At 61.6% G+C, this 21,677-nt stretch carries 20 protein-coding genes and 4 pseudogenes; 14 read left to right on the top strand and 10 right to left on the bottom strand.

The window, feature by feature from the left end:
• Nucleotides 1-804: IS1380 family transposase (locus NKH13_RS33965; protein ID WP_352917183.1), on the top strand; the 804-nt coding region annotated here is incomplete at its 5' end.
• A gap of 694 nt (nt 805-1,498) precedes the next feature.
• Here NKH13_RS33965 and NKH13_RS33960 read toward each other — a convergent pair.
• Together NKH13_RS33960 and glmS are read right to left on the bottom strand one after the other, a co-directional pair.
• Complete coding sequence (locus NKH13_RS33960; protein ID WP_352453550.1) at nt 1,499-1,714, bottom strand: helix-turn-helix domain-containing protein; 216 nt, start codon at nt 1,712-1,714, stop codon at nt 1,499-1,501.
• A gap of 461 nt (nt 1,715-2,175) precedes the next feature.
• Complete coding sequence (glmS, locus tag NKH13_RS33955; RefSeq protein ID WP_352917181.1) at nt 2,176-3,999, bottom strand: glutamine--fructose-6-phosphate transaminase (isomerizing); 1,824 nt, start codon at nt 3,997-3,999, stop codon at nt 2,176-2,178.
• Between the two features lie 348 nt (nt 4,000-4,347).
• Here glmS and NKH13_RS33950 point away from each other — a divergent pair, with 348 nt between their 5' ends.
• Nucleotides 4,348-4,470: a hypothetical protein gene (locus NKH13_RS33950; protein ID WP_352917179.1), complete on the top strand. Its 123-nt coding sequence runs from the start codon at nt 4,348-4,350 to the stop codon at nt 4,468-4,470.
• Between the two features lie 349 nt (nt 4,471-4,819).
• Here the strand turns inward: NKH13_RS33950 and NKH13_RS33945 are convergent, their stop codons facing one another.
• The 6 genes from NKH13_RS33945 to panB form a co-directional block, all read right to left on the bottom strand.
• The gene (locus NKH13_RS33945) at nt 4,820-5,131 is read right to left on the bottom strand and encodes a DUF2285 domain-containing protein (protein WP_352549694.1); all 312 of its coding nucleotides are present in this window, start codon (nt 5,129-5,131) and stop codon (nt 4,820-4,822) included.
• Between the two features lie 157 nt (nt 5,132-5,288).
• Nucleotides 5,289-5,663, bottom strand: coding sequence for a transcriptional regulator domain-containing protein (locus tag NKH13_RS33940; RefSeq protein WP_352508062.1), 375 nt, complete (start codon nt 5,661-5,663; stop codon nt 5,289-5,291).
• Nucleotides 5,660-6,310, bottom strand: coding sequence for an acyl-homoserine-lactone synthase (locus NKH13_RS33935; protein ID WP_352917177.1), 651 nt, complete (start codon nt 6,308-6,310; stop codon nt 5,660-5,662). The genes NKH13_RS33940 and NKH13_RS33935 overlap by 4 nt, the downstream gene beginning before the upstream one ends.
• A gap of 93 nt (nt 6,311-6,403) precedes the next feature.
• Entirely contained in the window at nt 6,404-7,129 is a 726-nt protein-coding gene (locus tag NKH13_RS33930) for a LuxR family transcriptional regulator (protein WP_352917176.1), read from the bottom strand.
• Nucleotides 7,130-7,223: 94 nt separating this feature from the next.
• A complete protein-coding gene (gene panC / locus NKH13_RS33925) occupies nt 7,224-8,084 on the bottom strand; it encodes a pantoate--beta-alanine ligase (RefSeq protein WP_352917174.1) in 861 nt (286 codons plus the stop codon).
• Entirely contained in the window at nt 8,081-8,941 is an 861-nt protein-coding gene (gene panB / locus NKH13_RS33920) for a 3-methyl-2-oxobutanoate hydroxymethyltransferase (protein ID WP_352917173.1), read from the bottom strand. Before panB ends, panC begins: the two co-directional genes overlap by 4 nt.
• Before the next feature lie 171 nt (nt 8,942-9,112).
• Here panB and NKH13_RS33915 point away from each other — a divergent pair, with 171 nt between their 5' ends.
• From NKH13_RS33915 to NKH13_RS35825, 11 genes and pseudogenes are all read left to right on the top strand, one after another.
• Nucleotides 9,113-10,081 carry an NUDIX hydrolase gene (locus tag NKH13_RS33915; RefSeq protein WP_352593251.1) on the top strand — a complete coding sequence of 323 codons (969 nt, stop codon included), beginning with the start codon at nt 9,113-9,115 and terminating at the stop codon, nt 10,079-10,081.
• 66 nt (nt 10,082-10,147) lie between these two features.
• Nucleotides 10,148-11,122, top strand: a complete 975-nt coding sequence (gene nadA, locus NKH13_RS33910) for a quinolinate synthase NadA (RefSeq protein WP_352508058.1) — start codon at nt 10,148-10,150, stop codon at nt 11,120-11,122.
• Nucleotides 11,119-12,661 (top strand): annotated as a pseudogene (locus NKH13_RS33905) (L-aspartate oxidase). Before nadA ends, NKH13_RS33905 begins: the two are co-directional and overlap by 4 nt.
• Nucleotides 12,661-13,515, top strand: coding sequence for a carboxylating nicotinate-nucleotide diphosphorylase (gene nadC / locus NKH13_RS33900; protein WP_352458523.1), 855 nt, complete (start codon nt 12,661-12,663; stop codon nt 13,513-13,515). Before NKH13_RS33905 ends, nadC begins: the two are co-directional and overlap by 1 nt.
• A gap of 95 nt (nt 13,516-13,610) precedes the next feature.
• On the top strand, nt 13,611-14,609 hold the full coding sequence (bioB, locus tag NKH13_RS33895) for a biotin synthase BioB (RefSeq protein WP_352917185.1): 999 nt from the start codon (nt 13,611-13,613) through the stop codon (nt 14,607-14,609).
• A complete protein-coding gene (locus NKH13_RS33890; RefSeq protein ID WP_352917170.1) occupies nt 14,606-15,745 on the top strand; it encodes an 8-amino-7-oxononanoate synthase in 1,140 nt (379 codons plus the stop codon). The genes bioB and NKH13_RS33890 overlap by 4 nt, the downstream gene beginning before the upstream one ends.
• Nucleotides 15,746-15,756: 11 nt before the next feature.
• On the top strand, nt 15,757-16,392 hold the full coding sequence (gene bioD, locus NKH13_RS33885; RefSeq protein ID WP_023679599.1) for a dethiobiotin synthase: 636 nt from the start codon (nt 15,757-15,759) through the stop codon (nt 16,390-16,392).
• Nucleotides 16,392-17,657: an adenosylmethionine--8-amino-7-oxononanoate transaminase gene (locus tag NKH13_RS33880; protein ID WP_352917169.1), complete on the top strand. Its 1,266-nt coding sequence runs from the start codon at nt 16,392-16,394 to the stop codon at nt 17,655-17,657. Before bioD ends, NKH13_RS33880 begins: the two co-directional genes overlap by 1 nt.
• Nucleotides 17,654-18,637, top strand: coding sequence for a 3-oxopimeloyl-[acyl-carrier-protein] synthase BioZ (gene bioZ, locus NKH13_RS33875; protein ID WP_352917167.1), 984 nt, complete (start codon nt 17,654-17,656; stop codon nt 18,635-18,637). Before NKH13_RS33880 ends, bioZ begins: the two co-directional genes overlap by 4 nt.
• Nucleotides 18,638-18,697: 60 nt before the next feature.
• Nucleotides 18,698-19,003 (top strand): annotated as a pseudogene (locus tag NKH13_RS33870) (aspartate 1-decarboxylase); the annotation flags it as partial.
• Nucleotides 19,004-19,032: 29 nt separating this feature from the next.
• Nucleotides 19,033-19,239 (top strand): annotated as a pseudogene (locus NKH13_RS35825) (NrtR DNA-binding winged helix domain-containing protein); the annotation flags it as partial.
• 728 nt (nt 19,240-19,967) lie between these two features.
• On the opposite strand, the pseudogene NKH13_RS33865 reads toward NKH13_RS35825, so the two are convergent.
• Nucleotides 19,968-20,656: pseudogene (locus NKH13_RS33865) on the bottom strand (S46 family peptidase).
• 4 nt (nt 20,657-20,660) lie between these two features.
• Nucleotides 20,661-20,804: a S46 family peptidase gene (locus tag NKH13_RS33860; protein WP_352638078.1), complete on the bottom strand. Its 144-nt coding sequence runs from the start codon at nt 20,802-20,804 to the stop codon at nt 20,661-20,663.
• Between the two features lie 609 nt (nt 20,805-21,413).
• Here NKH13_RS33860 and NKH13_RS33855 point away from each other — a divergent pair.
• The coding region (locus NKH13_RS33855) for a co-chaperone GroES (RefSeq protein ID WP_352917165.1) at nt 21,414-21,677 on the top strand (264 nt) is incomplete at its 3' end.

Genomic DNA, 21,677 nt, shown 5'->3' with positions numbered 1-21,677 from the left:
CAGCCGATCGTCGTGTTCGATGGTGCGGGACGGTTCGTCAGCGCGATCCTGCGACCGGCCAAGCGGCCGAGTGGGGCTGAGATCCGCCCCCACCTGCGCCGTCTGGTGCGGGCGATCCGGATCAACTGGCCGAACATTCGAATCCTGCTCCGCGGCGATAGCCATTATTGCAACCCGCAGGTCATCGACTGGTGCCGCGCCAACGACGTCGACTTCATCTTTGGCCTCGCGCCCACCACGACCCTGCGCAAGCATGTCGCGGATCTGGAGGCCAGCACGACTGCGCGCTTCGAAGCGTCGGCCAAGACAGGCAAGGTCCGCAGGTTCAAGGAGTTCGTTGACGGCGCCGCTAGTTGGAGCCGCGTCGAGCGCATCATCGCGCGGGTCGAGGTCGGCGCCCAAGGTGGCGATATCCGCTTCGTCGTCACCAACCTTGCCGGTGGGAAGGCCAAGGCGCTCTACGAGGATGTCTACTGCCGGCGCGGCGCGGCCGAGAACCACATCAAGTCGTGGAAGACGCATCTTGCCGCCGACCGCACATCCTGCACCAGAGCGACGGCCAACCAGTTCCGGCTATTCCTGCATGCCGGTGCTTACTGGTTGATGTGGGGCTTGCGGGCCGCGATGCCGAGGCGCTCGAGCTTTGCCGTCGCCCAATTCGACACGCTGCGATTGCGCCTCATCAAAATCGCTGCGCGGGTGGTCGAGATGAAATCGCAAATCCGCCTGCACCTGCCGACATCGTGCCCCGACCAGCGCATCCTGCGCATCGTCCTCGATCGCATCCCCCAACTCGCGACATAACGATGGGGGCAGACGCCCCGAAACGAACCCGTCGACCGCAACCTGCAAACCCCCGCCTGCCATCACGACGGAGCAATCCCGGCGCCTGACGAGGCGCGTGGAAAAGCACCGCAACGGCGACCACAACGTCGCTTCAGGCCTTCAAAAGCTTATCGCCGTGCATCAAGGCGGCTAGAAGCGCGCCGGCAGCCTGGCGGGGGGCTTGGGGTTAGACTGCCGGCGCACGCCACTCATGAAGAGCGGCCCCTTTTTGCGGTTCCGACACCCATAGTCAACCCGGCAGCGTCTGGATGCCCGCTGTGCTCTTTTCAGAGCGGCTCGCGATGCCGGCCATGTCGGCCGATCCTGCCTAGGATGGGGGGCCACTCTCGTCGGCCGAGTTGATGCTCCAGCCAGTATCGCCTTGCCGACCAGCATGGGTTCGCCGTTAGCAATCCATCCTCGCGAGCCAATGCTATCGTGCACGTGTCGCAGCACTCCGGGCGGCTATATCGCCTAAGACAGCATGACGAAGCGTTCCAACTTCCTGTTCGGCGAGCCCGCGTGCAGTTCCTGACTCGGACAGTGGACGAGAATTCTCTTGGCGGTACTGCGCCAGAAGGCATTCGCGTCCAACGGAATCAAGCGACGACTATCAGCCGCAAACGTCACATCACAAGAGCGGTCTTCCACCCATCGCAGATTATCCGACTGATCAGGCGGCGTCCGATATGTCCGACTCTGCCTCAAGAATTCCCACAGGTATGGACAGCGATCTCGCTATCCGATTCCGATAGCCCTTATTGTACTTTAGACCCCGCTCGATGTTTTGGATTTCCTGAGCGGCAAGACCGCACGCGACCGCGAGGTCCTCGATTGAATACCCAAGGTGCTCACGATAAGCGCGGATGATGTGGGTCCCCTGCGACATAGCCGTCAAGACTGGCTCGGGAATGCGCGAATCCTTCATAAACATCTCCAAGAAGATGGGAGCGCCTGGACAAATCGGGAGATTTCCTCCCCGACCCTGGCGCACACCCAGCAAATCAAAAAAATGGACGTCCATTCGGCCGGACCGGCCTCATCCATGGAATGGGCCACTTGAAATTGGCAGCCGGGTCGGAATATGGCGGCTCACCTGCTTCTGATCAAGTTCTAAGAACCTGCCCGCCATGAGATGGCCTGATCGGCTGTAGCGCATTCGACCTGCGATCCTACACGACTCATTCTCCCCGATGGCTTTCTTGAACAGCAACTCGAACTCTCACTGACGCCTCCAGTGGCTATTCGCGGCACCGTCCACCCAGCCTCGCGGACGCTGATACCTTCGACCAATTTCCACCGCCGATGCAGCGAAGATGGACAAGCATCGCCACCTATAAAGGTTCACAATCACTCGACCGTGACCGATTTTGCGAGATTGCGCGGCTGGTCTACGTCTGTGCCCATGAAGAGCGCCGTGTGGTAGGCAAGAAGCTGTATCGGCAGCGAGAAGATCATCGGCGCGATAATCTCGTCGACAGCCGGCAACACGAGCGTGTGCATGGTGTTGAGTTTCGATGCGGCTGCCCCTTTTTCATCGGTGATGAGGATAATCCGCCCTCCACGGGCAGCCACTTCCTGCATGTTGGAGACGGTCTTGTCGAAAAAGCGATCATGGGGCGCGATGACGATCACTGGCATGTTGTCGTCGATCAATGCGATCGGACCGTGCTTCAATTCACCCGCCGCATAGCCCTCGGCATGGATGTAGGAAATCTCCTTGAGCTTCAGCGCACCTTCCATCGCTAGCGGGAAACTGGTGCCACGGCCGAGATACAGGACGTCACGACACTTTGACAGTTCGCGCGACAGGAACTCGATCTCCGGCTGGATGCTGTTGAGTACCTGGCCCATGACGCGCGGCACTTCGGCGAGGCTCCTGACGAGCGCCTGTAGCTCGTCTTCGGTTACGGTCCCGCGGGCTCTGGCGGCGCCGATGGCGAGTGCGGCTAGAACAGCAAGCTGGCAGGTAAACGCCTTGGTGGAGGCGACGCCAATCTCCGGTCCGGCAAGGATCGGGAAGACCGCATCGGCCTCCCGAGCGATGGTCGATTCGCAGGCATTGACGATAGCGCCAATTTTCAGCCCACGCTCCTTGCAGTACCTCAACGATGCGAGCGTATCGGCGGTTTCGCCGGACTGCGAAATGAAAAGAGCCGCCGACTGCGGCGACAACGGGATCTCGCGGTAACGGAATTCGGACGCAACGTCGATTTCAACTGTCAGGCGCGCATAGCGCTCGAACCAGTATTTTCCGATCAGTCCGGCGAGATAGGCGGTCCCGCAGGCCGAGATCGCCAAGCTCGGGATCCTGGCGAAATCGATGCCAGAAACCGTGTCGGCGCGATTCTCTATGATGTTGCTATAGTGACGGAGAGCATGGGCGATGACTTCGGGCTGCTCGTAGATTTCCTTCTCCATGAAGTGGCGATGAGTGCCCTTGTTGGCCAGATCGGCCGCGGCCGTGGAGGTATGGCGCGGACGCTCGACGGGATGGCCGTCGAAATCGAAGATATGGGCGCCCGAATTGCCGACAACGGCCCAGTCGCCCTCGATGAGATAGGTAATTTCATTGGTGAAGGGAGCGAGCGCGATCGCGTCGGAGCCCAGGAACATCTCGCCGTCGCCGTGACCGATCGCCAGCGGTGGTCCGTTGCGCGCCGCCATGATGGTCGACGGATCATCTTCGAAGAGGACGGCAAGCGCATAGGCGCCCCTGAGGCGTTTCAGCATGGCACGCATCGCCTCTTGCCGCCTCATGCCCTCCCGGCGGTGTCTTGCCAAGAGATGCGCGACGACCTCGGTGTCGGTATCGGTCTGGAACTCGGCGCCAGCCGCCGCCAATTCGTCCTTCAGCTCGGTGAAATTCTCGATGATCCCGTTATGGACGACGGCGACACCGTCGGTAAAGTGCGGGTGCGCATTGCGTTCCGTCGAGGCCCCATGGGTTGCCCAACGCGTGTGGCCGATGCCGATGTTGCCGCTCAGCGGCTCTTCCTTCAGTCTCCTCTCGAGATTGACGAGCTTGCCCTCGGCGCGCCGGCGGTGCAAGACACCTTCGGTGATCGTCGCAACGCCGGCGGAATCATAGCCGCGATATTCCAAACGCTTCAATGCGTCGACCAACCGATCCGATACCGTCTGTTGCCCAACGATACCAACAATCCCGCACATGTTCGTCTTCCCATTCTTGCCGGCAGCTTCAGCCTACGCGAAACGGATACCCATCCGGCCGCTTTCATTGGGGATCTTCTAGTAGTATTGGGTAATATTGGTATAATTGATTGTAGGGATAGCTATCATCCACCCCATGGATAAGCCGCGTTTGGGGCCCTGATCTAACTTCCTCGTTGCGCCTGACGCCCTCTGCCCGAACGCAAGCCCACACCCCGCGGCACGAAGGAACAATCGGCCATGCGCGAACCATCCCGGCTACGCACCTGACCACGGACCGCCGCCGCTCGTGATCACGCGGTGATCGGCATGATTACAAGCACTGTAGTTAGGCAGCGTCAGCGACGCATGATCGGCATCATCATCATCATCATCGGCAACGTCGGCGCCGTCGGCATGATTCACGTGTTCGTCACGTTGATCATAATCATCGTCGCCGCCGATCAAGTTTCTGATTGCCTGGCGCTTTGACGCGGCTTTCGCCGGTAGAGCTTAGCCCGCGATGGCCTATCAATACGCTGTTAGTCGGCATGGCCGAAACCGAGAGTCAGGCGGCGCACGCCACAGAGCACGTTCAGCGACCGTTTCAGTCAGCGCCGGCTTTCTTGGGGTTCGTAACGGTCGTCAGGATTCTCGGGGCATGAATGCACTATCACGACAGCGTTGGTTCTCAGTGCTTCGTCCGTATTACTCAAACCCGATCCCCGCAGCGGAAGAACTAGGCGCGTGTCACGTTTTGTACAAGGCACAATAGCAGTGAGAAATGGAGATTGATGCCTGCCCGTTTTCGGATAAGACAATCACCGAGCTGTCACCCGATTTACATCAGGAACTGTCTATAGCCACCGCCCATCAGGTAGCGGCCACGTTGGATGGCGCGACGCACCTGATCGCGAAGATGGCTACCTGGATGAGACCAATCTTCTTCGACACGGCGTCTCCCGAACAGGGCAATGGCGATCTCCTGATGAGATGCTCCCGCAAGCGAGCCATCCAAAGCCTGGAGCACGATACGCAGACGCGCTCCGCGGGGTTCCGGCGGAAAGCAAGCAGCTGCCAGGCGGCCGCAACCACTGATGTCGTTCAGGAACTGAAGGGCAGCGACATGGAACTTCAGGTGCTGCGGCTGCACGATCGCGTCGACATATAGCCGCAACGGGCGGAGAACGGATGCACCGGAAAGGGCGATCTGCAGACTCCGGCAGTCCTCCCTCAGCAGCACGTGCTGCACGCCGGCAGGTGTCAGCAGGATGTCCTTGCAGCATGAGAGCGACGAAAGATCAAGCGGTTCAAAATCGTGGTCGAGCCCAACCAGCTCCGCGGCCGCTCGTAGAATACGGGCGCAGTCGCGCGGATCCCAAAAGACCCTTGCCGACGTAGCGTCCCACTGTGGCGCGTCCGCGAAAAAGGAGGCTCCATTGTCTTAGGAAAGATGATCCTGTCGTCAACTCGATTATGTTCATGTCGGCCTGGGCTCCGACAATGCAGGCAGACGGTGCCATTTTGGCGTGGTCGCGCTGGAATTGTGGATTGCGCCGAAGAAACTCCCAGGCCCAGGCAGTGCGTGGCAATCGTCTGGCGTAGTGGTAAGCTTCGTGACGACGCCAGTCCGGCCAGCATACAAGACCGACCGTCGCTTCCTTGGGCAGACCAGCATCCTTCACGGCTCAGGTGTCCACAATGCCGACGGGCCTAGAACCGGTTGCCACAGTACCGGTCCGCTCAGACGTCCCCTGCTGCGGATGCGCAAAAGGCTCGCGCGGGAAATCTCGAGAAACCCGGCCACCGCCTGAGTTTTGCCGACGGACTTGGGTTGTCCGATGCGCGACAATGGCCACGTCGCGAGGCGAAGGATCCGTTCCATGCGCGTATCCGTCACCGTTACTATCCGGGTCAGATCCTTGGCCAAGCCGAACTCGATCATGCCGGCGAAGAGCTCGTAGGTTGCTTGGGCCAGCCCGCCCGATGCCTTGGGCGCCGACGGAGGAAGATCGAGCGCGAAACGACTGCTCTCCCATATGTCGGAGGTCGAGGGCACGACGTCAGCACCCAGCAGCACCGGGAACGTATCGCGCAACATTGTGGGTCCGGTGCTGGGCAAAAGACGCACGCAACCCCGAATTCGCCAGTCGGATCCCTTGAGGAGCAGATAGACAGGCTTCAGACCATCAAACGGGTCTGTTTCCATCTGGTCTTCGGTATCAACTTCCCAATCGAGCCTTTCCTTGAACACCCGAAACCTGAGCCCGTGCATCTCTTTGAGCTCGCTTGCGAACTCGTCGTAAAGGTCTGGTGTTATCAGCTGCATCATGGTCGCCTCCGTGCGGAATGTGTTCCCGCCATCGAAGGGCAAAGCCGGCAGCGATGCAGCCTGTAGAGGTTTACAGCTATCGTGGCCGAAGAATCAGGATCTCGCCTGGCCGGAGGCAGCCAGTCGTGCAACGGCCTGGTTGATCGTTCGAACGCCAAGCTTTGCCTTGGCGTTTTCCAGATGAAAGGTCACGGTGCGCTTTGAGACGCCGAGAAGCTGGCTGATAACCCAAGCCGACTTGCCGCGCGCCGCCCATTTCAGGCACTCGAACTCCCGCGGGGTGAGCGTTACACCATCCACCACGCGATCGTCGGCGAGCCTGCGCCGGACATGGATATGAAAGTTGATGGCCACCAGCTGCAATGCTTTTTCGTAACGTGTCAGTGACCGCAACAGAGGCGGGCGGGACTCGTCGGAAGCAAAGGTCAGGGCAGCAAACCGGCCGCGATGATCATGCATGGATATCGTCAGGCCGCCGCGGATGCCAAACTCAGCCGCACTCTCCAGAATTTGTTGCTGCGAATTCGGCAGACAGTGCCGAGCGCGATCCACACCCCAATCGAAGGTATCCCAGCCTTGCAGCCCGCGCAGGATGACCGGATCAAGACTGTGGTACCGCTGTTGCAGATAACGTGATGTCCAGGATGAAGGATAGTTTGAGATCAATTGCGGGGCGTCGCCGGGGGCCGACGGGTAAGTGAAATAGGCGAATAGCGGAAAATCGAAGCCGGCTGCAGCGGATGCCATTGCCTCACGGAGATCGGCAGCATCAGCACTTGCAGACAGTTGCTCGACGAAGTTCTCAAACACGCGATGCATTTGCGCTTTGCGTAACCTCCGTGATCGCTCGATGCCAGGCAGAGACCTTGTTTTAAACGATCCCGGACGGATACAGCGCGTCCCGAGAACCCCGTTAACCTGTTGAAACCCGTGATATTCTGACGTTGTCTATGAGCCGTGTGCCGCCGAGCCAGGCCGCGACAAGCAAGCGTGCAGGTCGGTCAAGGCTTGTCATCGGTCGCAGATCTGCCTCGTCGCGAAGTTCCAGGTATTCGATCTCGCGATAGCCTGCAGCCAGAATTGCTGCGCGCGCTTCGGCAAGCGTTGGCAGGACGGGCGAGCCGCGGGCAAGCCGCTCAGCCGTCTCGAGCAAGACCGATGGTAGCTTGTGGGCAACAGCACGCTCTGCTGGCGAGAGCCGGACATTGCGCGATGATAGTGCAAGACCGTCGGCTTCGCGGACTGTCGGACAAGGAACAATGGTGATTGGAATATCCAGGTCCCGGGCCATACGCCTGACTAGCTGAAGCTGCTGAAAGTCCTTTTCGCCAAAGAAGCCGAAGTCAGCGCTGGTCTGCAGGAAGAGCTTGGCGACGACGGTCGCCACGCCATCGAAATGTCCCGGCCGGAAGGCACCGCACAGGCCCTCGCTGACACCGGACACCGAAACGGTCGTGGCGAAGGCCGCCGGATACATTTCCTCTGCATCCGGCGCATAAAGCAGGTGCGCGCCAAGCGGTACCAGCTTGGCGGCATCCTCGTCCTCGGTGCTCGGATACGCGGCGAGATCGGCCTGGCTGTTGAATTGCTTCGGGTTGACGAAGAGCGTCACGATCACCCGGTCGGCCTTCTCGAGTGCCGCGCGCACCAGGCTGAGATGGCCCTCATGCAGGACGCCCATCGTTGGCACCACGGCAATCCTCACGCCCTCGCGGCGCCATGCGGCGACGATTTGGCGAAGCTGGGCAACGCTCCTGACAATCGGCACGCTCACGCTGCTTCTCCGCTCTTGGTGGCGTCCCCGTCGGCGGGCTTGGGCGCATCGGCAAACACGTGCTCGGCGGCCGGAAACTGGCGCTCCTTCACTTCCCGCGCATAGGCCGCGATCGCAGCCGCAGCGGCCTCCCCCAGTTCAGCATAGCGCTTGACGAATTTGGGCCGGAAGTCGCCGAAGAGGCCCAGCATGTCGTCGACGACGAGAATCTGGCCGTCACAGGCTGCCGAGGCACCGATGCCAATGGTCGGGGTCGCCACCTCCCCGGTGATCCGGCGGGCGAGCGCCTCGGGAACCTTCTCCAGCACGACCGCAAAGGCGCCCGCTTCGCTCACCGCAAGCGCGTCGCGCCTGATGCGCTCGGCATCCCCGCCTCTGCCCTGCACGCGGTAGCCACCGATGGTGTTGATCGCCTGCGGCGTCAAGCCGACATGGGCCATGACCGGCACGCCGCGCGCGGCGAGGAAGCCGATCGTCTCTGCCATCGTTTCGCCGCCTTCGAGCTTGACGGCCGCGCAGCCGGTCTCGGCCATGACGCGCGCGGCATTGCGGAAAGCCTGCTCGGGGCTTTCCTCGAAGGAACCGAACGGCAAGTCGACGACCATCAGCGCCTGCTCGAGGCCACGGCGCACGGCCTGGCCGTGCGTGATCATCATCTCCAGCGTCACACCGAGCGTGGAGGGCAGGCCGTGGAGAACCATGCCGAGGCTGTCGCCGACCAGCACCACATCGCAATGGGGATCGACAAGCCGGGCGACTGGCGTCGTGTAGGCGGTAAGGCAGACGAGCGGCGTCCCACCTTTGCGCGAACGAATATCCGGCGGTGTGATCGCCTTGGTGTCACCAAACGCACTCAATGGACCCTCCTTCCCCAACGTTACCAACCGCGGGTGTCGCGTTTGCCACATTTTTGTGCAAGTGCGAAGAGCTAAAAATGGCCGTGCAGCTGTGCGGTGTTGACGTGCGGACAGGCGCGCTTACACTTAAATCGATTCAGGCGCCCCCGAGCACCAACGACTTTCGCGAACATGGACGATCAGGCAAAAGGACCCAGGAAAGACAGAGCCGCCGTCAAGGCCGACGAAGTCAAAGTGGACCTGATCGCCTTTGTCGTCGCCGTAAACGACAGTGAACCCTGTGTCCTCACCATCGGCCAGGCGGACACCCTGCCCTCCGGACCATTTGCGCTTGAGCACCGATCGCTGCAATCCGGTTTGAGGGGGTGGGTCGAGCAGCAGACCGGCCATCCGCTGGGGTATATTGAGCAACTCTACACCTTCGCGGATCGGGATCGCATCGGCGCCGAGCGCCAGCAGCGCGTCATCTCCATCAGCTATCTCGCATTGACCCGCAAGGAACAGGCAGCTGGCTCGCCCAAGTGCGGCTGGCAGAGCTGGTATGAATATTTTCCATGGGAGGACCACCGCTCCGGCACGCCTCCGGTCGTGCTGGACGTTCTGCGACCGCGCCTGATTGAATGGGCAGACGGCGTCAGCGACGCGGCCACGCGACGTGAACGCTGGCAGCGGGCGACGATAGCCTTCGGCTTCGACGACCGCCTTTGGAACGAGGAACTCACGCTTCAACGCTATGAGTTAGTCTACGAAGCAGGCCTGGTCCAAGAGGCCGGAAGCGGACGGGACGCGACGCTGCCTCCGCTGGTGCCCAGCAAGTCTATGGTCGCCGATCATCGCCGCATCGCGGCGACCGGCATTGCGCGGCTGCGCTCCAAGATCAAATACCGGCCGGTCGTCTTTGAGCTGATGCCGCCGGTCTTCACGCTTTTGCAGCTGCAGCGAACCGTGGAGGCGCTTGCCGGCAGGCTCGTGCGTAAGCCGAACTTTCGCCGGCTGATCGAGCAGCAGGAGCTGGTCGAAGAGACCGGAGAGGCAACCGCGGAGACCGGCGGCCGGCCAGCGAAGCTTTACCGGTTCCGCCACGCCGTTCTCGACGAGAGGGTCATCGCCGGGACAAAATTGCCGCTGGCGCGGGGTTGACATCGCTTATACTCACAGCAAGTATATGCTGGTTATTTTCAACTAGAGTATAAGCTGGAGGGGTCGATGAGCGCCATGCTGCCTGCGACCGCGTTTCTCTACGAGCGCGTCCGACGAGTGATCCCGCCGATCGAATGGCCGGCTTTCGTCGAGGATATCGAGGCGATCCTTGCACTGAAGCGCGAGCGCAACGCCATCATCCTGGCGCACAACTATCAGACCCCCGAGATCTTCCATTGTGTGGCCGACATCGTCGGCGACAGCTTGGCACTGGCCCGCACGGCTGCGACGATCGAGGCGCAAGTCATCGTGCTGGCCGGCGTACATTTCATGGCCGAAACGGCCAAGCTGCTCAATCCGCAAAAGACGGTGCTCATTCCCGACCTGCGGGCAGGCTGTTCGTTGGCGGAATCGATCACGGCAGAAGACGTGCGCTTGATGCGCCAGCGTTATCCCGGCGTGCCGATCATCACTTATGTCAACACGTCGGCCGAAGTGAAAGCCGAGTCGGATATCTGCTGTACATCCGGCAACGCCAAGGCGGTCGTCCAATCCCTTGGCGTTCCCCAGGTGATCATGTTGCCGGACGAATATCTGGCCCAGAATATCGCCGCCCAGACCGATGTGCAGATCATCGCCTGGAAAGGGCATTGCGAGGTGCACGAGCGCTTTACACCGGCCGACATCCGCGAGTTGCGCGAAAGCCATCCCGGCGTGATCGTGCTCGCGCATCCCGAATGCCCGCCCGACGTCGTGGCTGAAGCAGATTTTTCCGGCTCGACCGCTGCCATGTCCGACTATGTCGAAAGGCAAAGGCCGGCACGTGTCGTGCTGATGACGGAATGTTCGATGAGCGACAACGTCGCGTTAGCGCACCCAGAGGTCGAGTTCATCCGGCCCTGCAATTTGTGCCCGCACATGAAGCGGATCACGCTTGCCAACATCCGCATGGCGCTCGAGCAGAACCACCATATCGTAACCATCGAACCCGGGATCGCCGGGCGCGCGCGGCTTGCGGTCGAACGGATGCTGGCAATTTGAGCGCCGATGTCCGCAGCTTCTTCGGGCGGCCCATCATCATCGGCGGCGGCATCGCCGGACTGATGACCGCGCTTCAACTGGCGCCGGAGCCGGTGCTGCTTCTGTCCAGGACGCTGCTGGGAGCTGACAATTCGAGCACGTGGGCACAGGGTGGTCTGGCTGCAAGTTTCGGCGAAGACGACGATCCGGCACTGCACCTGGCCGATACGCTTGCCGCCGGGGATGGTCTCTGCGACAGAGACGTGGCGAGCCGCATCCTCCAAGCCGCGCCCAAGGCGATAGAGGGGCTTGCGGGCTTTGGGGTTCCCTTCGACCGTACGTCGAAAGGATCACTGTGCCTCGGATTGGAGGCCGCACACAGCCGACGTCGCATCGTTCATGCGCATGGTGACGGCACCGGGCGTGAGATCATGCGTGCCCTGATCGCGGCTGTGCGTTCCACTCCGTCGATTGTTGTCGTGGAGGGCGTGGAAGCGCGCCGGCTGGCGGTGCGAGAGAATGCGATCCGAGGCGTCTGGGCGAGCGGTTCGATAGGACCTGTCTTCTTCGGCTCACGGCGGGTCGTCCTCGCCACCGGTGGGATCGGGGGACTGTTTCTCGACACCACCAATCCTTGGGCCAGTTGGGGACAGGGCCTGGCGCTGGCGGCCCGCGCTGGAGCTGTCCTTGCCGACCTCGAGTTCATCCAGTTCCACCCGACCGCGCTTGACGGCCCGGAACGCCCTATGGTGCTGGTCAGCGAGGCCGTCCGCGGCGAAGGTGCTGCCCTGATCGACGAAACCGGCCAGGCTTTTCTCCAGAGCGTGCCAGGGGCGGAACTTGCGCCTCGTGATGTCTTGGCGCGCGCCGTCTGGAACCATCTTGCCAATGGCCACCGTGTTTTTCTCGACGCGCGGCAACGGCCTGGCCCGGAATTTGCTCGACACTTCCCGACAATCGCATCAGCCTGTCGTGGAGCCGGCATCAATCCCGCGCGCGATCTCATCCCCATTCGTCCGGCCCAACACTACCACATGGGTGGCGTTGCCGTGGACGGCTCCGGTAGGACCTCCGTCAAGGGGCTGTGGGCCTGCGGCGAAGTCGCTTCGACAGGACTGCATGGCGCCAACAGGCTCGCCAGCAATTCCTTGACCGAGGCCGTCGTGTGCGCGCGCTGGGTCGCTGAAAGTGTCGCCGGAACGCCTGCTCGCAGAACAAAGCCTGCGTTTGCGGACGTTTACCCATCGCCCGCGCCGACACCCGTGCGTGTTTTCCTGTCGCGCGCACTCGGCATCGTCCGGGATGGTGAAGGTTTGAAAGCAGCCGCATATGCCTTGTTGCCGCTCGCCGAAAGCAAGGACGCGGCCTCGGATCCGGCGGCTGTCGGGCTGATGATCGCGGTTGCCGCCCTGTTGCGCGAAGAAAAGCCGCGGCGCTCATTACCGGACAGACTTTCCTCATCATGCGACTGTCGCCCGACGGTCCGAAATCACCCTCGAAGCCGCCTTGGCCGCTGCGCGGGAACTCGGACACTCGCCAAGCCTCGAAGGGGCAAAGTGATGACGCTCTCACCGCTTCCCACGGTCATGCTTGAGCCGCTTGTAAGGGCAGCTCTTCTTGAAGACCTTGGCAGAGCCGGCGACTTGACCACGGAGGCCATCGTGCCGAAGGCACACCAAGCGGGAACCGTGCTGGCGGCGCGCCAGTCCGGAGTTGTCGCCGGCCTCGATCTGGCGATGCTCGCTTTCCGCTTGATTGATCCTGATGTCGAAATTTCGGTGGAGCGGGCAGACGGCTGCAATGTCATGGATGGAGAGGTCATTGCATCAGTGGTTGGCCCTGCCCGGGCCATTCTCACAGCCGAACGGACGGCACTCAATTTTTTGTGCCATCTGAGCGGCATCGCTACAGCAACGGCATCGATCGTCGCTGCGGTTCGTGGATATGGCGCGAAGATCGTCTGCACGCGCAAGACGACGCCCGGATTGCGGGCAGTCGAAAAATATGCCGTGCGCGCAGGTGGCGGATCCAATCACCGCTTCGGCCTCGACGACGCAATTCTGATCAAGGACAACCACATCGCCATCGCAGGCGGCGTTCGCCCGGCGCTCGAGCGAGCACGAAGACGGGCCGGTCATCTCGTCAAGATCGAAGTCGAGGTCGATACGCTGGCCCAGTTGGAGGAGGTACTTGGCTTCGCTCCCGATGCGGTTCTGCTCGACAACATGTCCCTCGCCGATCTTCGCCGCGCCGTCGCAATCGTTGGCGGCCGTGCTATCACCGAGGCTTCTGGCGGGATCGCATCCGATACAGCGCGAGCGATTGCCGCGACCGGCGTTGATCTGATTTCAGTCGGCCGACTGACCCACAGCGCGCCGATCTTGGATATCGGCCTCGACTATTGGGGCTCATGATTGCCTGAGGAACGGACAGGATCGAAACAACTGTCCTTTCCGATCGTCATCAATCAGACAGCAAAGCAAGGCAGAACCGGAGGAACAGCATGGACATGCAAACAGCCAGTCCAACGCAGACATCGCCACAGGCTCAATCCCCTGACCCTGGAGCGTGGACCCTGGAGAAGGCTCGGGCACTTCACGATGCCCCCTTCAACAATCTCCTCTTCCTCGCGCAAACCGTGCACCGCCAGAATTTCGATCCCAACAAGGTCCAGCTCAGCCGGCTGCTCAGCATCAAGACGGGCGGATGCCCGGAGGATTGCGGCTATTGCAGCCAGTCGGCGCATCACGAGACCGGCCTGAAGGCGTCGAAGCTGATGGAGGTCCGGCGCGTCGTCGCCGAGGCGAAGAAAGCGCGTGACGCCGGCGCAACCCGCTATTGCATGGGCGCGGCCTGGCGAAACCCCAAGGCGCGCGACATGGATGCGGTGGTGGCGATGGTCGAAGGCGTCAAGGCGCTGGGCATGGAGACCTGCATGACGCTCGGCATGCTCGATCGTGAGCAAGCCGCTCGACTGAAGCAGGCTGGTCTCGACTTTTACAACCACAACATCGATACGTCGGAACGCTACTACAGCGAGATCATCAGCACGCGCAGCTTTGCCGAGCGGCTCGAGACGCTCGAGCACGTTCGCCAATCCGGCATCAAGGTCTGCTGCGGCGGCATTGTCGGCATGGGCGAGGAGCCGCTGGACCGGATCGACATGCTGGTGACGCTGGCCAATCTGCCGGAACATCCGCAAAGCGTTCCGATCAACATGCTGATCCCGATCCCCGGCACCCCGCTTGCCGACGCCAAGCCGATCGAGCCGATCGAATTCGTGCGCGTGATCGCGCTGGCGCGCATCATGATGCCGAAATCGCATATCCGTCTTTCCGCCGGCCGTACGGCCATGACCGACGAGATGCAGGCGCTGTGCTTTTTTGCCGGCGCCAACTCGATCTTCGTCGGCGACACGCTGCTGACGGCGGACAATCCCGGTGAGGACAAGGATACCCTGCTGTTCCGGCGCCTTGGCATCGAGCCGATGGAACTCGAGGCGCAATGAACGGGGCACCGCTTGCCCGCTATGAGGCGACCTTGCAGGGGCTGGCGCGCAAGGACCGGCTGCGGACGCTGAAGCCGCGCGCCGGGCTCGACTTCTCGTCGAACGACTATCTCGGGCTTGCCGCCTCCAAAAGACTTGGCGAAGCGGTTGCGGCGGCGATTGCGCGTGGCACGCCGGTTGGCGCCACCGGGTCGCGGCTGTTGCGCGGCAATGCACCGGAACACGAGCAGCTCGAGGCAGACGCGGCAGCATTCTTTGGAGCCGACCGCGCGCTGTTCTTCGGCAGCGGCTACATCGCCAACTTCGCTCTGCTGACGGCGCTGCCGCAGAAGGGCGACCTTTTGGTCCTCGATGAGCTCGCCCATGCCAGCATGCATGAGGGTGCGCAGGCCAGGCGCGCACAGTTCGTGCTGGCCGCGCACAACGACGCCAACGCTGTCGAGGATGCGATCACGCGTTGGCGCGCCGAAGGCGGCATGGGATGCGTCTGGATCGCGGTGGAAAGCCTTTACAGCATGGATGGCGACTGGGCGCCTTTGGAGAGCCTGGTCGCGCTTGCCGATCGGCACGACGCATTCATCGTCATTGACGAGGCGCATGCCACCGGCGTCTGGGGACCGGACGGCCGGGGGCTGGCCGCCGCTTTCGAGGGCCGCGACAACATCGTCGCGCTCCACACCTGCGGCAAGGCGCTCGGCGCATCTGGTGGGCTCGTGACCGGGCCGAGGACACTGTGCGAGTATCTGATCAACCGTTGCCGGCCATTCATCTACGCCACCGCGCCATCGCCGCTGATGGCGGTCGCGGCGCGCGAAGCGCTCGCAATGCTCGCCGACGAGCCTATGCGGCGTTTTCAGCTGCATGAACGCGTCGCCCTCGCAGGCCGCCAATTGGTCGATCGCTGCGGCGTGATACCAAGTGGCTCTCAGATCCAGCCCTTGGTGATCGGCGACGTCACGCGCACCATGGCGGTGGCAGCGTGCCTGCAGGCACGCGGCTTCGATATCCGCGGCATTCGTCCGCCGACGGTGCCCGAAGGCACATCGCGGCTGCGCATCTCACTGACGCTCAATATCGGCGAAGCCGACATTTCCGCCATGGTCGAGGCGCTCGTCGAGGTGTTGGCCCAGACATGACCGGAGGCGACATGACCAAGCGCATCGTCATCACCGGAACAGACACCGGAATTGGCAAGACAGTATTTTCGGCCGGGCTTGCCGGCCTGCTTGACGGTTTCTACTGGAAGCCGGTGCAATCGGGCCTCGACGGCGAGACCGACAGCGAGGCGGTTGCGCGACTTGCCGGGCTGCCGTCGGGGCGCGTGCTGCCGGAAGCCTACCGCTTGAAGAGCCCGCTTTCGCCGCATCGTTCGGCCGAAATCGACGACGTTTCGATCGAGGCTGCCGATCTTTCGTTTCCCGTCCTGCCGACACCGCTCGTCATCGAAGGCGCCGGCGGGCTGATGGTGCCGCTGAACCGCCGGACAAGGTTCATCGACATATTCGAGCAATGGCAGTTGCCGGTCATTCTGTGCGCCCGCACCGCGCTCGGAACAATCAATCACACCCTGCTGTCGATCGAGGCCCTGCGGGCGCGCGCTATCCCGCTGGCTGGCATCGCCTTCATCGGCGATGAGATGACCGATACGCAACGGACGATCGTGGAATTCGGCGACGTGCCGCAACTCGGCAGGCTGCCGCACCTCGATCCGCTGACGGACAAAACGCTGAGACAAGCGATGATTGCGGGCTTCGACCTCGCTTTGATTGCCGGAGGCGAATGATGCCGCAATCCCGTGTGTGGCACCCCTTCACCCAGCACGCGCTCGAGCCGGCGATCCCTGAAATCGTCCTGACTGAAGGCGCGTATCTCCACAAAGCCGGCGGCACGCGCATTCTGGACGCCATTTCCTCCTGGTGGGTCGTCACACATGGCCACCGCCATCCCCGCATTATCAAGGCAATCGAGACGACCGCCTCGAGCCTCGACCAGATCATCTTCGCAGGTTTCACGCACGAGCCTGCCGAATGCTTGGCCAAGGCGCTTGTCGGACTCGCTCCCGCCGGACTCGACTGGGTGTTCTATTCCGACAGCGGCTCGACCAGCGTCGAAGTCGCGCTGAAGATGGCGCTCGGCTATTTCCGCAACATCGGCGCGCCTCGCTCGCGCATCGTCGTCATGGAGCACAGCTATCATGGCGACACCATCGGCACGATGAGCGTCGGCGCCCGCAGCGTGTTCAACGCCGCCTACGAGCCGTTGCTGTTCGAGGTCGACACCATCCCCTTCCCGGCAGCAGGGCGCGAGCAGGAGACGCTGGATCGTTTCGAGGCAGTCTCCCGCCACCGACGCACCGCCGCCCTGATCGTCGAACCGCTGGTGCTTGGCGCCGGCGGCATGCTGATGTATCCGGCCTGGGTTCTGGCCGAATTGAAGAGGATCACTGAGGCCTCCGGCACGCTGCTGATCGCCGATGAGGTGATGACCGGCTGGGGGCGTACCGGAACCATGTTCGCTTGCGAGCAAGCGTCCATCTCTCCAGACATCCTGTGCACCTCGAAAGGCCTGACCGGCGGCGCGATCCCACTGGCCACCACGCTCGCCACCGATGCCATCTTCCAGGCTCATAATTCGACCGACCGGAAAAAGACCTTCTTTCACTCGAGCTCCTACACCGCCAATCCGATTGCCTGCGCGGCCGCACTCGCCAATGTCGAGATCTGGCGTGACGAGCCGGTGGCCGAGCGGATCGCGGCCTTGAGTGGGATGCAGGTCGCCGGACTGCAACGCTTTCGCGACAATGCCAACTTCACTGACAGCCGCGCGACCGGCACGATCCTGGCTCTCGACCTGCGCGCCGGCTCTGCCGGCTATCTGGCCGAGATCGGACCTAAGCTGCGGGCCTTTTTCCTCGAGCTCGGCCTGCTTGTGCGCCCGCTCGGCAATGTCCTTTATCTCCTGCCGCCCTATTGCGTCACCGGCGACGAGCTCGATCGGCTCCATGACGCGATCGAGGAGGCCGGCGAACGCTTCGGCTCAAAGCCATGAGCAGGTCGTCGCGCCTTCTCGGGTTTGGCCATCATGCGCCTGGCCGAAAGGTGGCGAATGCCGAAATTGAGAACAATCTCGGCCTCGAACCGGGCTGGATCGAGCGGCGTACTGGAATCCGGTCGCGCTTCTGGGCAACGGACGAAGACACGCTGTCTGGTCTTGCTGCGCAGGCCGGCGCCATGGCGCTGGCCAGCGCCGGCATTGCGCGCCACGACATCGGTCTGCTGCTGCTTGCCACCTCGACGCCCGATCACCTCCTGCCGCCCAGCGCGCCCCTGGTCGCACATCGGCTGGGGCTCGGCCGCGCCGGCGCTGTCGATCTGACCGGCGCCTGCGCCGGCTTCATCTATGCGCTGATGTTTGCGGACGGATTTACCCGCCTGCACGGCAAAGCGAGCCTTGTTATCGCCGCCAATATCCTCAGCCGCCGCATCAATCCCTCTGAGCGCGCCAGCGCCGTGCTGTTTGCCGATGCCGCCGGCGCCGTCGTGATCGGTCCGTGCGAGGATACTGGTCGGGGGATTCTCGGTGCCTCCGTGGATTCGGACGGCTCGCGATACGGCCTGATCCAGATTCCCGCAGGAGGAAGCAACATCCCGTTCCACGGTGACCTCGACCTCGCGCAAACCCGAATGACGATGACCGACGGCCGCGAAGTGTTCGCAAAGGCCGTCGAGATGATGACCGATTGCTCGATAAGCGCGCTAGCCGCTGCCGGAGTGCGACCACAGGATGTCGACCGGTTCATGCCGCATCAGGCCAATGCTCGCATTTTCGATGCTGTCGGGAGTAACCTCGGCATAGCGGATCAAGCAATTGTCAAGACGATTGCCGAATACGGCAACTCTTCGGCCGCGACGATCCCGCTCTCACTGTCGCTCGCCAATCAAGCGGAGCCGTTTCGGCCGGGCAAGAAAATACTCCTGGCGGCGGCAGGTGCGGGACTCAGCGGCGGGGCGCTCCTCGTCGGGATTTAGCCCAGCGAAGCTGCTCAACATCAGGACTGACTTTGTGAGATGAATAGGACAACGGGACCAATGCGAAAAATAGTCGCCGGCAAGCTGCACGGCATCCACGTCGAAGCAAACCTCAACTACCACGGTTCGATAACGCTCGACCCTGACCACTGCGAAGAAGCCGGGATCCTGCCAATGGATTCGTGGAGACATGGAGCAAGACTTCCGGCGCGCGAATCTCGACCTATGTCATCCTCGGCGAGCGCGGCTCTCGATGCTGCATCCTCAACGGCGCGGCCGCCCGGACCTGCCAGCCCACTCCATCCATCTGGACGAAGCGCGCATTCCTCTCTGAAGCCGCGGATCGTTACGTTCGTCATCAACAATGTCGTTGGCTTCTCGCCGATGGCAATGCGCTGACGCGGACGGCGTTGACGACTACATCGGCAGGGGCGCTTCAGCAGAACTTTCGCCGGTTGATGGAGCAGCAGGAACTGGTGGAGGAGACCGGCGAAAGTGCTTTTGACACCGGCGGTCGGCCGGCGAAGCTTTATCGCTTCCGCCACCATGTCCTCGACGAAACGGCGGTCGCCCGGACAAAATTGCCGCTGGCGCGGGCTTGACATCCTTTATACTCAACGTAGAAATATACCCTTATAATCAATTCGATTATAACGAGAAATTCATTCGCACCGTCCGAACCCACGGTCTCGCTCGGGAAGCCCGTATGAGTGGATCGAAGTGATCTTGGAAATGAAACGCCCGAGGACGGGCTTTCAACCTTTGTCGTGAAGGAGGTGCCGCGCGAGTGGGCCAATGCCTTGCGGCAACGGTGAAGGATGCATACCGCCAGTAAACGCATGCGTCAAAGTCGCTATCGAATGTACAGTTCGTCTAAATGTGCGATACGTTCGATTTGTGCAAGTAACACTTGGAGAAGTGTCGCACAAAAGAAACGTTTAATTACATAAAGCAGGCAAGCTAATCTTTAAACTTGCACAAATGAGCGTAGGGCGCCCTGTTCAAGGGCGCCTTTTTTAAGGATTATCATTAGACTCTCTCCCGGGGGAACTGTGGGTGAAGAAACAACGCATCGTCCTGCTGGCAGCTGTTTTGGCGTCTGCCTTTGGCTTTTTTTTGCTGATCCTGATCCTGCAGATGGTCAGTTTTTTGGTTGACTAGGCACGCGCAAGCGGGATGGATCGCGCAGAGACACGCGGAAGTTTTTTTCGCCAGCGAAACCCCGACGACCTGATGGGGAGTCGCGCCAGCAGGGTGGGAGCCACGTCCAGTGCCACCGACCATGCGAGATGCCGATTGTTGGCGCGTCTGTCAGTTCGCGCGGCCATATTCATTCTGGTGCCGATCTGTTGCCTTTTCTGCTTTTCCCATGCGTTTTAGGCCGAGCCAATTTGTGAAGCGGGCGGTCAATGGATCTGCGCCTCGCGATTGCCTGCCGTTGCCTTTTGATCTGGGCGGCATAATCCGAGAGCGAACGCTGCAACCGCGGTTCGAATTGCGCGAAGTTGAACCGGACTTCATCCGCCGTCAGGAACTGGTGGGTTGCGCCGGGAAAGCCGGCGACCATCACAAGGTCGCCTTCCTTGACGCCTGCACAGGCTATGGGTAGCCAACTCTTCGGCGGTAAGGCACATTGTCGCGCGCATATGGCCGGGAGGAACCATCAGGAGCGACATAGGCGCGATAAAAGCCGAAGTCGCCTGTGTGGCGCGGCCACATCCAATTGTCCGTTTCGCCGCCGAAGTTACCGATGCCGAGCGCGGGCGCATAGACAAGGCGCACGTCCTCGATTTCGAGCTTCTGCTGGAGATAGTAGGAGGCGCCGCCATAATAGGCCCCTACGTCGCAGCGGCGATTGGGCTGTCCTTCACATGCGGCGATCAGGGCCTTGCGGTTCGTGGCGAGCCGCTCATAGCGGGCAAACCCATTCAGCTTGTCCGAGACGCCCTTGAGCATTTCGGCGGTCACATCCCGCATGTCCTCGATCACATGGATTCGGCTGCCTGGCGCCGCGGGCAATTCTTCACCCAGGGCTCTTCGCCAGAAAGCCGTCTGTGAGATAGTCCTGGCCCTCCTTGCTGTGGTATTGGATGGATTCGAACACGCAGTGATGATTGGTTGCGACCAGCCCTTGTGGACTGACGAACGAGGCGGAGCATCCGCCCAGTGATACGATCGCGTTGAGCGGGTCAGCGTCCAGACGGCCGCATGGCCGCGCCCACTTCCGCAGTCTGGCCCGGCATCCACATACCTTCGTCCGCCGACGTAGCCGTGACCGTCCAGAGCAAGGCGATGGCAGTTGCTTTGGCCAAACATTTCAAATTCGAGTTCATGCTGACTGTCGCTCTCATCTTGCCTCCTGTTCTCCGCAGATTGGATTGGTGACTATCGGGATGGCCGGAGTCCTGGCGCCCGCGCGGCGGCCAACACCGTAAACACCGAGTGGACCCGTTAACCGCAACAGTCCTGATGGCGCTCACCTCTCATATTTGTCGCGCGCAACGTTTGCGGATCGTCCGCTGCACCAATCGTGCCAAATGAATAAAGCCTTCAGTTACAAATGGTGAGCCGCCCCATCCATGTCCGATCTCCGACGTCTTTACGTAAAGGGCTCGGTGCTTCCACGCTCGTTTGCTCTTCGCCCGTCCCTATTCCGTCTTGACTAGCAGGAGCCTACGGCCTATCTCACTGCCGCGTTAGCACTCGCTTCTGGTGAGTGCTAACCACGCTCCGGCAACGGAGAACCGTTCAACATCCGCACCAGGGAAATCCAAAAATGGCAAAGTCGAATTTCCGGCCGCTGCATGACCGCGTGGTCGTTCGCCGCGTCGAGTCCGAAGCGAAGACCGCCGGCGGGATCATCATCCCCGATACGGCTAAGGAAAAGCCGCAGGAAGGCGAGATCATCGCCATCGGTTCCGGCGCCCGTGACGAGGTCGGCAAGCTCGTCCCGCTGGACGTCAAGGCCGGCGACCGCATCCTGTTCGGCAAGTGGTCGGGCACCGAAGTCAAGCTCAATGGCGAAGACCTTCTGATCATG

The organism is Mesorhizobium sp. M1348 (assembly GCF_040317925.1).
In the GTDB taxonomy this organism is placed as follows: domain Bacteria; phylum Pseudomonadota; class Alphaproteobacteria; order Rhizobiales; family Rhizobiaceae; genus Mesorhizobium.
Note: the sequence above shows the minus strand (reverse complement) of the source record. Positions and strands in the feature narration are given on the sequence as shown.